General features: G+C 44.4%; 10 protein-coding genes. 5 read left to right on the top strand and 5 right to left on the bottom strand.

Features of this window, described 5'->3' with window-relative positions; all coding sequences use genetic code 11:
• Positions 1 to 15: 15 nt before the first annotated feature.
• Entirely contained in the window at positions 16 to 837 is an 822-nt protein-coding gene (gene dapB, locus FTU75_RS14865; protein ID WP_078194102.1) for a 4-hydroxy-tetrahydrodipicolinate reductase, read from the bottom strand.
• Positions 838 to 1,035: 198 nt separating this feature from the next.
• Here dapB and FTU75_RS14860 point away from each other — a divergent pair, with 198 nt between their 5' ends.
• On the top strand, positions 1,036 to 2,679 hold the full coding sequence (locus FTU75_RS14860) for a PglL family O-oligosaccharyltransferase (RefSeq protein ID WP_180116252.1): 1,644 nt from the start codon (positions 1,036 to 1,038) through the stop codon (positions 2,677 to 2,679).
• A gap of 93 nt (positions 2,680 to 2,772) precedes the next feature.
• On the opposite strand, the gene dnaJ is transcribed toward FTU75_RS14860, so the two are convergent.
• The 4 genes from dnaJ to FTU75_RS14840 form a co-directional block, all read right to left on the bottom strand.
• The gene (gene dnaJ, locus FTU75_RS14855) at positions 2,773 to 3,891 is read right to left on the bottom strand and encodes a molecular chaperone DnaJ (protein ID WP_180116250.1); all 1,119 of its coding nucleotides are present in this window, start codon (positions 3,889 to 3,891) and stop codon (positions 2,773 to 2,775) included.
• Positions 3,892 to 3,997: 106 nt separating this feature from the next.
• Positions 3,998 to 4,375 carry a hypothetical protein gene (locus FTU75_RS14850; protein WP_180116249.1) on the bottom strand — a complete coding sequence of 126 codons (378 nt, stop codon included), beginning with the start codon at positions 4,373 to 4,375 and terminating at the stop codon, positions 3,998 to 4,000.
• 133 nt (positions 4,376 to 4,508) lie between these two features.
• Positions 4,509 to 7,646, bottom strand: coding sequence for an efflux RND transporter permease subunit (locus tag FTU75_RS14845; RefSeq protein WP_078194106.1), 3,138 nt, complete (start codon positions 7,644 to 7,646; stop codon positions 4,509 to 4,511).
• Entirely contained in the window at positions 7,646 to 8,752 is a 1,107-nt protein-coding gene (locus tag FTU75_RS14840) for an efflux RND transporter periplasmic adaptor subunit (protein ID WP_180116247.1), read from the bottom strand. Before FTU75_RS14840 ends, FTU75_RS14845 begins: the two co-directional genes overlap by 1 nt.
• 151 nt (positions 8,753 to 8,903) lie before the next feature.
• Between FTU75_RS14840 and FTU75_RS14835 the strand changes: the two genes are divergently transcribed.
• From FTU75_RS14835 to FTU75_RS14820, 4 genes are all read left to right on the top strand, one after another.
• The gene (locus FTU75_RS14835; RefSeq protein WP_180116245.1) at positions 8,904 to 9,527 is read left to right on the top strand and encodes a TetR/AcrR family transcriptional regulator; all 624 of its coding nucleotides are present in this window, start codon (positions 8,904 to 8,906) and stop codon (positions 9,525 to 9,527) included.
• A 152-nt stretch (positions 9,528 to 9,679) separates the two neighbouring features.
• Positions 9,680 to 12,364, top strand: a complete 2,685-nt coding sequence (gene ppc / locus FTU75_RS14830) for a phosphoenolpyruvate carboxylase (protein ID WP_180116242.1) — start codon at positions 9,680 to 9,682, stop codon at positions 12,362 to 12,364.
• Positions 12,365 to 12,661: 297 nt separating this feature from the next.
• A complete protein-coding gene (locus FTU75_RS14825) occupies positions 12,662 to 13,966 on the top strand; it encodes a solute carrier family 23 protein (RefSeq protein ID WP_180116240.1) in 1,305 nt (434 codons plus the stop codon).
• A 114-nt stretch (positions 13,967 to 14,080) separates the two neighbouring features.
• The gene (locus FTU75_RS14820; RefSeq protein WP_180116238.1) at positions 14,081 to 14,989 is read left to right on the top strand and encodes a LysR family transcriptional regulator; all 909 of its coding nucleotides are present in this window, start codon (positions 14,081 to 14,083) and stop codon (positions 14,987 to 14,989) included.
• The last annotated feature ends 1 nt before the right edge of the window (position 14,990 follow it).

The following is a 14,990-nucleotide window of genomic DNA, read 5'->3' as shown; positions in this document are numbered from 1 at the left end:
GATTTTAACGCGCTTTTATACGTCAATATCGTTAAAACCCAGTACATCTTTCATATCGTACTTACGTGCTTCACGACCAACTACCCATGCAGCTGCACGTACTGCACCAGAGGCAAAGTTCATACGATTGGTCGCTTTATGGGTAATTTCAACACGTTCACCATCCGCAATAAACATCGCAGTATGTTCACCGACAATGTCACCACCACGAATCGTTTGGAAGCCAATGGTTTGACGTTCACGTGGACCCGTATGACCTTCACGGCAATACACAGCATCTTGTTTTAAGTCACGTCCTAAAGCACCGGCAATGGCTTCACCCCACATCAGCGCTGTACCTGATGGTGCATCAACTTTATGGCGATGATGGGCTTCAATTACTTCAATATCTACAGTATCGCCAAACACTTTTGATGCCAATTCAAGAAGTTTGATTGAAACGTTTACACCGACAGAATAGTTCGCTGCATAGACCACAGGGGTTTCTGTTGCTGTTTCATCGAGATATGCTTTTTGCTCATCATTCATACCTGTGGTACCAATGACAATCGCAACGCCTGCTTCACGGCAAAGTTTAAGATGCTGTGCTGTTGCTGCAGGTGCAGTAAAATCGATTACGACATCACAATCTTTTAAAACCTCAGCTAGGTTACCGACAACCTTTACGCCAACCGCGCCAATCCCTGCAAGTTCACCGGCATCCGCACCGACCAAGCTACTTTCAGGACGTTCTACCGCAGCAGCTAATTGATAACCAGCTTGCTGAACCGCCTGAATTAAGATGCGTCCCATACGACCGCCTGCGCCCAAGATACCAATACGTGGAGCTGCTGACATAACATTTTCCTAATGTTGATTCGAAATTGGTCTTACTATATCAAAACTCCATGCGCAGGCTAAGTTACAAACAAAAAAATCCTGCATTTTCCGAAGGACTTTTGCAAATCAAGCTCTTCGACAGACGCTGACTATTCCCTCACCAAGTTTGGGCATTTTCACGGTATGATAGGCGCGTTCTATTGATCTTGAATATTCATGAAAACCCTATTGTATCTTTGTGCGGCAGTCTGTATTGCACTGGCATGGCTGATTCCGATTCATTACCGACCTTGGGCCACGTATACCGGTGAGCTTTATACCTTCTTTGCCCTGTTTGCCTTAGCGGCAACGTTCTTTAAAGAAAAGCTCATGGTGGCAAAAATTTCCTTGCCCCTGTTGCTCTTAGCGCTGATTCCCTTCGTCCAATTGGCTTTTGGGCAGGTGTATTATTTTAGTATTGCCTTGCTCTGTATGCTGTTTGTGTTCAGCTTCTGGCTGTGTATCAATCTTGGTTTTAGTCTCTCGCAAGGTACGGAAAAACGCGAAAAAACCTTCCTATACCTAAGCTATACCTTTGTTGCATCTGGGGTCATGACGGGACTCATCGCAATATGTCAGTGGTTAGATTTCGACTCGTTTCTTCCTTTTGTGATGAAAATTAGTGGAACTACGCGCCCATTTGCAAACTTTGCTCAGCCAAATAACATGGCCACGTTTCTGCTCATGTCCTTGTTAGCCTGCTTATATGTTTATGAACAGCAAAAAGTTAAAACCCGCTATTTGGTCGCTTGTGCAATTCCTATTTTAATTGGGGTCGCGCTCAGCCAATCTCGCACCTCTTGGGTGGCAAGTATCTGTGTCCTAGTCTATTTGGCTTATGCACAGTACAAAGATTATATCCGTCTTCGCTGGTTTTACAGCTTGGCCTGGTTTATCGGCTTTGTGGCACTGATTGTATTGATGCCAAAATTAAGTCAAATCATGAGCCAAATATCCGACATGAATATTCAAGAAAGTCGTGACGTAGCCGAACGTGCTGGTGGAGATATGTCTCGTTTAGCCATTTGGCAACAAATGGCGCATGCCGTAGCTGCACAGCCTTGGTTTGGCTATGGTTGGCATCAAACCAGTAGTGCTTTTGTCTCGATCTCTGACACGGTGCAAGGGCCTGTTTGGATTCGTAGCTCACACAATTTTATTTTGGATTTCTTATTGTGGAATGGCGCCATTATTGGTGTGCCGTTCTTGGCCTATTTCGCTTATTGGGGCATCCAATTACAGAAGTTAGCCAAGTCTGCATTATCTGTGATTGGCCTATTGATGGTCGGTGTCTTCGTTATTCATGCCATGTTGGAGTTTCCGCAAAACTACGCATATTTCTTACTACCTGCGGGTTTTATTATCGGGATTCTTCAAGCAGCGAAGCCACAGACGGCTACATTGAGTCTGTCTCCGTGGTTTATCCGCATTATTTTCGTGATTGGCACCGTGCTGATTACGGTGATTTATCGTGATTATGCCAATGCAGCAATTCAGCTGGGTCAGGCATCAAAATATGAAAAAACGCCGGAGAAAATCACCAATCATGAGCCGATCTATTTACTCACGGAATTTAGACATCGGGTAGCGATTATTCGTTTAAATCCATATTCCATCGTTTCTGAACAAATCATTCAGGATACTGAAAAATTGGTTCGCAGCTACCCAGCGAAATACCACATCATTAAATATGCACGTTTATTGGCATTTAATGGTCGTGAGGCTGAAGCACGTCATCAGCTACAGCGTCTTAAAAATATCTATAGGCTCGACATGAGCTATGAAAGTTTATTACCGCCTAATGCACAGCCGAAACCTTAAGATGCTCAATAAAAAAGCCTGCAATTATGCAGGCTTTTTTATAGCTGAGTTCACATCACAGCGAACTCAAGCCAATTGAATCAATCAAGTCAATTAATCAAATAAACGGTCGAAGAATGATTTTTTCTTCGGAGATGATTTATTGTCATCGCCATCCATCGTGTCTTGTAACTCTTTCAACAATTCACGTTGACGAGCCGTTAAATTCACTGGCGTTTCCACCACGATACGGCAGAGTAAGTCACCAGTCATGCTGGTACGTACAGGTTTCACACCTTTACCACGTAAGCGGAATAATTTGCCAGTTTGAGTTCCTTCAGGCACTTTCAAGCTCACACGACCATCGAGAGTCGGAATTTGAATTTCTTTACCCAATGCAGCATCTGCAATGCTTACAGGCACATCCATATATAAGTCAGCGCCATCACGTTGGAAGATTTCGTGTTCACGTACCACCACTTCTACATATAAGTCGCCTGCTTGGCCATCACGGATCGCCTCACCTTTGCCACTTAAACGTACGCGGTCGCCATTGTCCACACCTGCAGGAATGGTCACTTCTAAAGTTTGCTGACGGTCAGAAACCCCTGAACCATGACATTTATTACATGGGTTCTTAATAATTTTACCTTGACCACGACAGGTGCTACAGGTTTGCTGCACAGAGAAGAAGCCCTGTTGCATACGCACTTGACCTGCACCATGACAAGTTTTACACGTTTCGACGTCGTTTGGATTTTTAGATCCTTTACCATTACAGACATCACATGGCGCTGGCGCAGTAAAGGTAATGGTTTTTTTCACGCCCTTCACAGCTTCCTCAAGGGTAAGCTCCATAACATAGCGTAAGTCTGAACCACGGCGTGCACGTTGCTGACCACCACGGCCACCACCGCCAAATGCGCCACCGAATATGTCACCAAACTGACTAAAGATATCTTCTGCGCTAAAACCGCCACCGAAGCCACCGCCGCCGCCCATGCCGCCTTCAAAAGCTTGATGTCCCATACGGTCATACATACTACGTTTTTCGCTGTCCGATAAAACTTCATATGCTTCTGCAGCTTCTTTGAATTTTTCTTCAGCTTCTGGGTTATCTGGATTACGGTCAGGGTGATACTTCATCGCCAACTTACGGTAGGCTTTTTTAATTTCATCATCACTTGCGGTTTTAGATACACCTAAAACCTCATAATAATCACGTTTAGCCATGTCTGGCGATGCTCCTCACGGAATTTAATTTAATACTTAACTGTGGTCTGAAATTGGGGAATCAAACCATTTTTTCAAGGGGTAGGCAGGAAAAAAATAAATCGACTTAGAAAACAGCCTTATTTTTAACGAATTTGGATAGACCTTGGATCCATGCATTTAATAGATACAAAAAGGCAATCGCAGCAAAGACCACACCAATTACCGTGCATGCAGTCACCCAAAGATAGGTGTCCCAATAATAGAAAAATAAAGGAATAAACCACAGTGCGGCAAAAATGGCCATCATGGAATAAATCACGACGGTGCGCATGACCCAAAGCGCTTGGGCTTGTAGCCAAACTTCTGCAGAATCGATTTGAGTGACTTTGCGTGCAAAGCCGTAGGCAAATACACCACTAATCAGGGTAAATAAAGCGAAAAACATGAAGACATAAGAAATCGCAATATAACGGCGATACTTAGCTAAACTCTCTGCTGTCATCTGTGATTCAACCCCGTACACCACAATATGCCGCGCTGCACTTGTGGTTGTTTTACTTTTTAAAAATGTCTTTGTAGATCAGGTGCTACTATAGAGAAAAATTCAATATTTCGCACCCAATATTATGACACTTTTAAGGATTCTGCTGAGTTTTTTTCACTTTAAACCACTGTGCATATAACGCAGGTAAAAAGAACAAGGTCAGCAGGGTCGCCACGATCAATCCACCCATAATCGCCACGGCCATTGGACCGAAGAAAATACTGCGAGAAAGTGGAATCATCGCCAATACAGCAGCCAATGCAGTCAACACAATTGGACGGCAACGACGCACAGTTGCATTGATAATCGCATCCCAAGCCGACTCCCCAGACTGAATATCTTGTTCAATCTGATCAATCAAAATCAGTGAATTGCGCATAATCATTCCTGACAGTGCAATCGTGCCGAGCATTGCCACAAAACCAAAGGGTTTATTGAACAATAACAGGAATAACACCACGCCAATAATGCCCAAAGGTGCAGTTAAAAATACGATCATCGCCCGTGACATGCTACGTAGTTGAATCATCAATAAGGTCATGACAACTGCGAGGAATAATGGCATGCCCGCATTTACAGAAGTTTGACCACGTGCTGACTCTTCCACAGTACCGCCTACTTCGAGGAGATATCCATTCGGCATCTCTGCACGTAACTGATCAAATGAATCTTTTAACTCACCCACCACCGTTGCAGGTTGCAATTTACTGCGAATATCCGCGCGCACAGTAATGGTCGGTAAACGGTTACGATGCCAAATCAAACCTTCTTCAAAGCTATACTCAATTTTCGCAATCTGCGCCAATGGCACTGAACCACCATTGCTGGTCGGTACAGCCAAACTGCTGAGAGAACCGACATCCAATCGCTCCGCTTGATCACCACGCATCCGAATTTCAATCAGCTCTCGTTTCTCACGATACTGATTAATCACCGCACCACTGATTGAACTATTCAGGAAATTGGACAGATCTAAGCTGGAAACTCCCATTTGACGTGCGCGATCTTGGTCGATGTCCAGTTTAATAACTTTGCTTGGCTCACCCCAATCCAAATGCACATTGGTGGTGTTCGGGTTTTCACTGACTTTTGCAGACACACGTTGTGCCCACTCACGCACTAAGCTTAGATCTTCACCCGACACGCGGAACTGCAATGGATAACCTACAGGTGGCCCATTTTCTAAAAGTGAAACCCGTGTACGTACTTCAGGTAAAAGCTTACGGATTTCTTCTGCTAATGACTGACGAATTTCATTGCGATCATCTAAAGATGAAGCCAATACCACAAACTGAGCAAAACTGGCTTGAGGTAACTGCTGATCTAGAGGTAAATAAAACCGCGGTGAACCTGTCCCCACATAAGCCACAAAATTATCAATGCCTTGTTTTTTCGACAAGAACGCTTCGACTTTTTTTACGGCCGCTTCTGTGGCTTTCAGAGATGCACCTTCCTCGAGCTTTAAATCCACTAAAATTTCAGCACGGTTTGACGGTGGGAAGAACTGCTGTGGTACAGTTTTAAACATTAAAATCGATAACACAAAGATGCCAACTGTCGCTGCAATCACCGTCTTACGATAGGTCACACAAGTGTCGACCCAACCACGGAAACGTTGATAAAACGGAGACTGATAAGGATCGTGATGTTCCCCGGCATGATGCACCATCGGCTGAGGTTCAGGTTGTTTGCGCAAACGTGCCCACAGGCGCTGATACCATGGGGCTTTTTGTACCAAATCTTTGTTGAAGTCGGGTAGTAATTTATCCCCCAGATAGGGAACAAACAGTACTGCTGCAAACCATGACACCACCAATGCAATGGTGACCACTTGGAAAATCGAGCGGGTATATTCGCCTGTGCTCGATGCGGCTGTGGCAATCGGCAAAAATCCTGCAGCCGTAATTAGCGTGCCTGTTAGCATTGGAAATGCAGTCGTCCGCCATGCATGTCCAGCGGCTTGTAACCGGCTATAGCCCTGCTCCATTTTGATCGCCATCATTTCGACAGCAATAATCGCATCATCCACCAATAAACCGAGTGCGAGAATCAATGCTCCCAAAGAAATCTTGTGCAAACCGACATCAAACATCTGCATGCCAGCAAAAGTCATGGCCAAGACTAAGGGAATGGAAAATGCCACAACCAATCCTGTACGGAAACCCAAGGAGAAGAAGCTCACCAATAGGACGATAATCACCGCCTCAGCGAGGACTTTCATAAACTCATTGACGCTGCGCTTCACGGCTACAGGCTGATCCGATACTTTTTTTAGTTCCATGCCCAAGGGCAAGGTTTTTTGCAAGCGGGCAAATTCTGTTTCAAGGTTTTTACCCAAAGCCAGAATGTCGCCACCTTTACGCATCGACACGGCAATGCCTAAACCATTTTCACCCATAAAACGCATACGAGGCTGTGGTGGATCACTAAAGCCACGATGTACATCTGCCACATCACCCAATTGAATCGTTCGACCATTCACCAATAAAGGCATCTGACGCAGTTCATCAATGTTTTGTAAATTGCCGCTGACACGCACTTGAATCCGGTCTGAATTGGTTTCAAAAAATCCGGCACTGGCAACTGTGTTTTGCTGCTGCAAGGCTTGTTGAATCGCGGTCACAGGTATGCCCATTTGGGTGGCTTTAGTGTTGGAAATTTCAATCCAAACTTTTTGATCTTGCAGACCAATCAAATCCACTTTCGCAACGTCTTTGACCCGTTGTAACTGGAGCTGTAAACGGTCGGCATATTCCTTCATGGTGGCATAGTCAAAGTCTTTGCCGGTCAGGACATAGATATTACCGAAGGTGTCACCAAACTCATCATTAAAGAAAGGACCTTGCACCCCAGATGGTAATTGATGGCGAATATCATTGACCTTTTTACGCACGGTGTACCAAACATCGGGGACTTGCTGCGAACGTAAACTGTCCTTGGCCACAAAGGTCACCATGGATTCACCCGGACGTGAATACGCCATGATGCGTTCATACTGCCCCGTGGTCATCAGTTCTTTTTCAATTCGATCGGTGACTTGTAACGAAACTTCTTTGGCTGTTGCACCAGGCCAATAGGTTTGAATCACCATGACTTTAAAGGTAAATGGCGGGTCTTCACTCTGCGACAATTTGGAATAAGAAAATATCCCAACGATGCCCAGCAGAATCATAAAATAAAGGATTAAGCCTTTATTTTTCAGTGCCCACTCAGACAAGTTAAAATTCATTATTTAACTCCTGCCTGAATGTGTACCGCTCGATTTTCACGATCAACAGGTTGTATTTTTTGTTTTTCGCGGAGCAAATGCACGCCGCCAACCACCACAAAATCCCCTGCTTGCAGACCACTGAGTACGGGCACGCTATCACGTCCATATTCGCCTAAACTTACTGGAACTTTATGTACCGTATTGTCCGCATTGACCACCATCACATACGCCTGCTGACCACTCGCAGACACACTCGATAACGGCACATGCAAAACATTCTGCTGTGCTTTGGTTAAAAATACCCGTGCACTTTGCCCCAGTTGAATGGCGCTATTGCCTTCACGCAATGCCACTTTAACACTATATGTGCGAGACTGATCGGCAGCAGGACTAATTTCACGCACATAGCCTGCAAATTTTTCCTGTGGTTTCGACCACAAGGTGACCCATGCATCCTGCCCTGTTTTAATTTCAGCAACCGCTTGCTCAGGCACACCAATGACCACTTCACGTTCACCTGCTATCGCCAATTGAAATGCCGGTTGTCCTGCTGCAATCACTTGACCAATCTCAATATTGCGCTCAGTAATGACCCCAGTTTTATTGGCAATTAATTGGTTATAACCGGTCTGATTACGACTCACATCATAATTTGATTGGGCTTGCTTTAAGTTCGACTGTGCTGCTTTATATTGGTTTTCTACCGCATCGTACTGTGAACGACTCACGGCATTGACTGGCAATAATTGCTTAAAGCGTTTTAATTCATCTTCAGCAATTTGTGCAGCGGAACGCGCACTTTCAAGCTGTGCTTGTGCTGCATTCAGTTGCAACTGTGCATCTTTGACGTCTAATTTTGCCAAGACTTGCCCGACTCGGACTTGGTCTCCAACATCGACATAGCGCTCAGTGATTTGACCGCCAACCCGAAACGCCAAAGCCGTTTGCTGGCGTGCTTGTACATCACCCGCATAACTTTTCTGTTCAAAATGTGTGGCACCCGGCTGAGTCACCATCACAAATGGCACTTCCTGTTCCGTTTGGGCTTTATCCTTGCTGCATCCCCATAAGGTCACACTGCAAACGATAATCATGCTGACAACTGTGGTCTTAATCGTACTCATGAAGTTCGCTCTTAATAAAAAGTCTTTTTTAGGGCAGAATATTATTCAATTAATTTGGTTATTTTTTAATTAATAAACCATGCGGTACATTAATTAGATTAATTATCCGAAATCAATGACCTTTTCGCCTTTTTTGGAATTTTTTCAGCAAATGAATGTCGGCCGCCCGAAAGACTTAGAAAAACGACAACGGATTTTAGAGTCTGCAAAACAATTATTTTTAGAAATGGGCTATCACGGTTGCAGCATGAATCAGATTGCCCAACATGCAGCGGTCACCAAACTGACGGTCTATAACCATTTTCAGGACAAAGCCACCTTATTTACCAGTGCAATTGAAGATACCTGTGAATATATTTTAAATACTCGCCCGCGACACCTGCACAGCGAAAGTCATTTTATGCAGGCTTTCGTTGAAATTTGTGAGTTGGGGCTGAACATCATGAATTTGCCAGAAGCCATTAAACTGGATTTATTACTTTTGGAATTGGCAGCTGAACACAGTCCTTTGGTCGAACAGTTTTTCCGCGCCTCACATTTGAAAATGCGCCAAGTCTGGGAGAATTTCTTTCAAGACGCAGCGGCTTTAAATTTCATTCAGCAGGATAACCCTGCCCGACAAACTGAACTGATTGTGTCGCTACTGATGGGCCTACGTCATCAAGAAGTCTTATTGGGCATGCGCCCAGTACCTGAAGCAGCAGAACGGCAGGCCATTATTCACTCTGCCATCGACATCTTTATGCTGAAATATCAACTCAGCACACAAACCTAAGCATTTTCTGAAATATTTCAACGCTAAACTGAAACATATGGCATAGCTATTGCTCATTTACTCATAAAAGTCATCCGACTTTTGTCTGTACCCCCTTTTGCCACGGCACTTTCAGGGTATAGTCGAGGCAGGAATACGCGGAGAAATAACAAATGATTCAACAAATTGATGCTCCATTACGTGAAGATGTGCGCTTACTGGGCAATTTATTGGGTGAAACCCTAAAGCAGCATGCAGGACAAGATTTGTTTAATCAGGTAGAGCAAATTCGTGCCTTATCTAAAGGCGCGCGCGATGGACAAGTTGAAGCTGAAAAACAGTTAGAACAATTATTTTTAAATTTAAAAGATGAAGAAATTCTGCCACTGACCCGTGCATTTACGCACTTTCTCAACTTTGCCAATATTGCCGAACAATACAATGTGGTGCGCAGCCGTCGCCAAAGTGAGTTCGATGAGCAAGCACCCTCACCGAATCCACTCGATCATTTATTTGAAAAATTTAAAAGCAATAACATCAGTGCAGAACAACTGTTCCAACAAATTTGTGAATTAAAAATTGAATTGGTACTGACTGCACATCCAACCGAAGTCAGCCGTCGTACCTTGATCCAAAAATATGATGGTATTAATGATTGCCTGTTTAAAATGGATCAACAAAAACTTACGCCACGCGAACGCAAAGCCGTACTGGATGATTTAAAACAACTGATTTGCTCGGCATGGCAAACGGATGAAATTCGTCAACATCGCCCGACGCCTGTCGACGAAGCCAAATGGGGCTTCACGACCATTGAACAGACCTTGTGGAATGCTGTACCCAAATTCATGCGTGAATTGGATGGCATGGTCCAAGATCATTGTGGCAAGACTTTACCTTTAAATGTTGCCCCTGTGCGCTTTGCGTCATGGATGGGCGGTGACCGTGATGGTAACCCAAACGTCACCCATAACATTACTCAAGAAGTGCTTTGGCTTTCACGTTGGAAAGCTGCCGACCTGTATTTACGCGATATCGAAGACCTGCGTTGGGAACTCTCTATTCAAGAATGCAGTAAAGAACTCAGTGACGCCTTGGGTCATTTCCACCCTGAACCCTATCGTGAATACCTGCGTGATGCACGTGAACGCCTCAAAGCCACTCGTCACTGGTTGGCACTAAAACTCCGTGGTGAAGATGCTGACGATAGCCAAGTCATTAAAAGTCGCCATGAGCTGCTCGATCCACTGTTGGTTTGCTACCGTTCACTGATTGACAGCGGTTTACCTGAAATTGCCAATGGTCAGTTACTCGACTTTATTCATCGGGTGAATTGTTTCGGTATCGAATTACTCAAATTAGATATTCGTCAGGAATCCACACGTCATCGCCAAGCGATTTCTGCCATTACCGAATATTTAGGTTTAGGCAATTTTGAAACATGGACGGAGCAAGCCCGTCAAAACTTCTTGATTCAGGAACTCCAAAGCAAACGTCCACTGCTACCGAAGTTTTTAAATGAGCCGAAACAAAGCCTGATTGAACATCCAGATGTACAAGAAGTCTTTGCGACCATGCGCACTTTGGCAGAACAGCCACCTGAAAGTTTAGGGGCTTATATTATTTCCATGGCAGAACATCCGAGTGATGTCTTGGCCGTATTGTTACTGCAAAAAGAAGCCGGCATCAAACAAGCGCTACGTGTCGTTCCACTGTTTGAAACCTTAAAAGATTTGGATGGTGCAGCCCGTACCATGAATACCCTATTCAATATGCATTGGTATAAGCAGCATATTCAGGGTAAACATGAGGTGATGATTGGCTATTCAGACTCTGCCAAAGATGCGGGCTTTATGTCGGCAAACTGGGCACAGTATCGTGCGCAGGAAGAATTAACCGCGGTTGCGAAAAAACATGATGTACAACTGACATTATTCCATGGCCGTGGCGGTTCAATCAGCCGTGGTGGTGCGCCGACACAGCAAGCGCTGTTTTCACAGCCACCAGGTTCGATTTCAGGAGCGATTCGTGTCACAGAACAAGGGGAAATGATTCGCTTCAAGTTTGGATTAGAAGGTATTGCCTTACAAAACTTAGAAATTTACACCGCTGCGACCTTAGAAGCGACCTTATTGCCACCGCCTGAACCGAAACAGGAATGGCGTCAGCTCATGCACAGCATGACGGATCTGTCGGTACAGGTGTATCGTCAAACCGTGCGTGAAAATCCGCATTTTGTAAAATACCTACGGACTGTAACGCCAGAACTGGAACTACAAATGTTACCGCTCGGCTCACGCCCAGCCAAACGTAAAGTTAGCGGTGGGATTGAGTCATTACGTGCGATTCCGTGGGTGTTCGCATGGACGCAAATCCGTTTGATGCTTCCTGCTTGGCTAGGTACTGGTGCTGCGATTAATCAAGTGATTGATCAAGGTCAAAAGCAGACACTCGAAGAAATGTTAGAGCAATGGCCGTATTTCCAAACGTTAATTGATATGTTGGAAATGGTCTTGTCTAAGGCTGATGGTCATGTGGCGCTGTATTATGAGTCTCATCTGACGGATGACTCAGACCTCAAACAGTTGGGTGAAGAGTTACGTCAGCGTTTACGTGATGCGGTACAAACGCTATTAGCACTCAAAGGTGAATCGAAATTACTCAGCAGTAACGATGTGCTCGACCAATCCATGAAGGTGCGTAAGCCTTATTTATTGCCGCTACATTTACTACAAGCCGAACTGATGAAACGCCGCCGTGCATACCTTGCCGAGCGTCAAGCTGAAAATACCCCAGTCGACCATGCGTTGATGGTTAGCATCGCGGGTATTGCGGCAGGTTTGCGTAACACTGGCTAAATCTTCCAAGTTTTCAAAAAGCACACAGAACTGTGTGCTTTTTTTTTGACCAGTCATATTGGTTTTAATTTATTTTGGAATATATAAAATAAGAAAAATTTATGAAGAATTAGCTCTTATCCTATTTGATTAATTGCATGATTTAATGCCTTTTTTACACCCTTAAAACTTTTACCATTTGGTAAATTTACATGTAAAGTCATGTAATTAGTTTGAACAAAATATTTTTAAAAGAGATTAAATCTTCTAAAAAACAAGAGTATGATGTGCACAATTTATCTATTGAGTGCTCATTTTATGTCCAATTGGTTTCCCAAATGGCGCCCGTACGAAGGCAATATTGATGCACGTCCTGTAGGTACAAATGAGTACCTACCTCCGGTGCAAAGTGTTGTATTGGGGATACAACATGCCTTTGCAATGTTTGGTGCAACTGTCCTTGCGCCATTTTTGATGGGCTTTGATGCCAACCTTGCGATTTTAATGTCGGGGATCTGTACCATCCTGTTCTTCTTTATGACAGGTGGTCGTGTACCAAGTTATTTAGGCTCTAGTTTTGCCTTTATTGGTGTGGTCATTGCCGCAACAGGTTATGCAGCGTCAGGTACTGGCGCAGCAAATGCCAATATCGCATTGGCTGCTGGCGGGATTATGGCCTGCGGTATTTTATATGCCATTTTTGGTTTTATCGTGATGGCAACGGGTACCCGTTGGATTGAAAAACTCATGCCGCCTGTCGTTACAGGTGCAGTGGTGATGATCATTGGTCTCAACCTTGCCCCAGTGACCATTAAAGGGGTTGCCGGTAATAACTTTAATATGTGGATGGCTTTAGTAACCGTACTATGTATGGGTTCAATTGCTGTGTTCACCAAAGGTTTATTACAACGTCTATTACTCTTAGTTGGCCTTCTACTCGCTTACTTGGTGTATTACATCATTTCCAATGTCATGGGTCATGGCACACCAATCAACTTCATTCCAGTACAAGAAGCCGCTTGGTTTGGTGTTCCTCAATTCCATTCGCCTGTTTTTGATTTCAATGCCATGCTGATCATTGCACCGATTGCTTTGATTTTGGTGGCTGAAAACTTAGGTCACATTAAAGCTGTGGGCGCGATGACAGGTGAAAATCTGGATCCGCACATTGGTAAAGCCTTCGTTGCAGATGGTGTTGCAACCACACTTTCAGGCGGTGTCGGCGGTCCGGGTATGACCACTTATGGCGAAAATATTGGTGTGATGGCAGTAACGCGTGTTTACTCGACCATCGTGTTTGTATTTGCAGGTGTATTCGCCATCTTCCTTGGTCTTTCTCCAAAGTTTGGTGCGATTATTCATACCATTCCGCAAGCCATTTTGACAGGTGCATCGATTGTTGTATTTGGTCTAATTACCATTGCAGGTGCGAAAATTTGGATTGAAAACAAAGTCGATTTCTCAAAAAATAAAAACCTGATGGTGGCAGCAGTCACGATTATTTTAGGTACAGGTGACTTTGCACTTCAATTCGGTAACTTCAACTTAGGCGGTATTGGTACTGCTACATTTGCAGCGCTGATTTTGAACTGGTTCTTTAGCTTGGGCGATAAATCAGAATAAGCCTCCAAAGCATTTAAAAAAAATACAACATTCATTTGAAAAGCGGCCGAAAGGTCGCTTTTTTTTATAGCTGCTCTTTCGGTAAGATAAGGCATTAGCTAAGGAATACACCATATGCGACTGGATTTGTTCGACCTTCAATTGGTACTGCACATTGTAGACAGCGGCAGTCTGACCAAAGGCGCTGCTCGTTCTGCCATCTCGCTACAAGCAGCCAGTGAACGGATTAAAAAACTCGAACAGCATTACCGCACAGCCCTGTTCACTCGCCAAGCCAAAGGGGTCAAACTGACTCTTGCCGGTCAAACCTTGGTTGAACATGCGCAGCGCATCCTAGGTGAGGGGCAACAATTAGAACACGCTATGCTGCCCTTTGCCCATGGGCTAAGTTCCAATATGACCTTATGGTGTAATTCATCTGCACAAAGTGAATATTTACCAGTTTTGCTACCGCGCTATTTGCTGGAAAATCCCAACACACAAATTGAGCTGCATGAAGCCGAGTCTAAAGACATCATTGCAGCGATAGAGCAAGGCAATGCACAACTAGGTCTAATTTCGGGTTTCTTTAAATCCGAAAAGTTACAAACACTTGAGTTTGCAAATGATCCTTTGGTGCTAATTTGTCCTCTAACTCATGAATTGGCCTCGACACCTAGCGTCAAACCCGCAGAGATTTTGAATTATCCCTTTGTCGGTTTAATGCAATATCATTCCTTGCAACAATCGATCGAGGCTCAAGCCAAATTATTCGGCTGTGAAATTCAGTATCGGCTGCGTTTGCCGAACTTTGCCGCGATCGCCCAAGTGGTGGCGAATGGTGTGGGCATTGCCATCATGCCAAAACGTGCGGCCCAACGATTACTCAGTTTGTATGCCTTTGCACAAGTTGAGCTCAGTGGTGAATGGGCCAATCGAAAACTGCTCCTCACCGCGCGTAATTTTGATGATTTACCCTTAAATTATCAGCATTTCAGTCAGTTTCTACTATCACAAAAATCTACTTTAGATGGCCAAGTCTAGG

Source organism: Acinetobacter sp. YH12140 (genome assembly GCF_013418475.1).
GTDB lineage: Bacteria > Pseudomonadota > Gammaproteobacteria > Pseudomonadales > Moraxellaceae > Acinetobacter > Acinetobacter amyesii.
The sequence above is the reverse complement of the archived record's forward strand: the minus strand, read 5'-3'. Positions and strand labels throughout refer to the sequence as shown.

Coding starts and splice junctions, on each gene's coding strand:
- dapB (WP_078194102.1), bottom strand. CDS start 837: ATGTCAGCAGCTCCACGTATTGGTATCTTGGGCGCAGGCGGTCGTATG.
- FTU75_RS14860 (WP_180116252.1), top strand. CDS start 1,036: ATGAAAACCCTATTGTATCTTTGTGCGGCAGTCTGTATTGCACTGGCA.
- dnaJ (WP_180116250.1), bottom strand. CDS start 3,891: ATGGCTAAACGTGATTATTATGAGGTTTTAGGTGTATCTAAAACCGCA.
- FTU75_RS14850 (WP_180116249.1), bottom strand. CDS start 4,375: ATGACAGCAGAGAGTTTAGCTAAGTATCGCCGTTATATTGCGATTTCT.
- FTU75_RS14845 (WP_078194106.1), bottom strand. CDS start 7,646: ATGAATTTTAACTTGTCTGAGTGGGCACTGAAAAATAAAGGCTTAATC.
- FTU75_RS14840 (WP_180116247.1), bottom strand. CDS start 8,752: ATGAGTACGATTAAGACCACAGTTGTCAGCATGATTATCGTTTGCAGT.
- FTU75_RS14835 (WP_180116245.1), top strand. CDS start 8,904: ATGAATGTCGGCCGCCCGAAAGACTTAGAAAAACGACAACGGATTTTA.
- ppc (WP_180116242.1), top strand. CDS start 9,680: ATGATTCAACAAATTGATGCTCCATTACGTGAAGATGTGCGCTTACTG.
- FTU75_RS14825 (WP_180116240.1), top strand. CDS start 12,662: ATGTCCAATTGGTTTCCCAAATGGCGCCCGTACGAAGGCAATATTGAT.
- FTU75_RS14820 (WP_180116238.1), top strand. CDS start 14,081: ATGCGACTGGATTTGTTCGACCTTCAATTGGTACTGCACATTGTAGAC.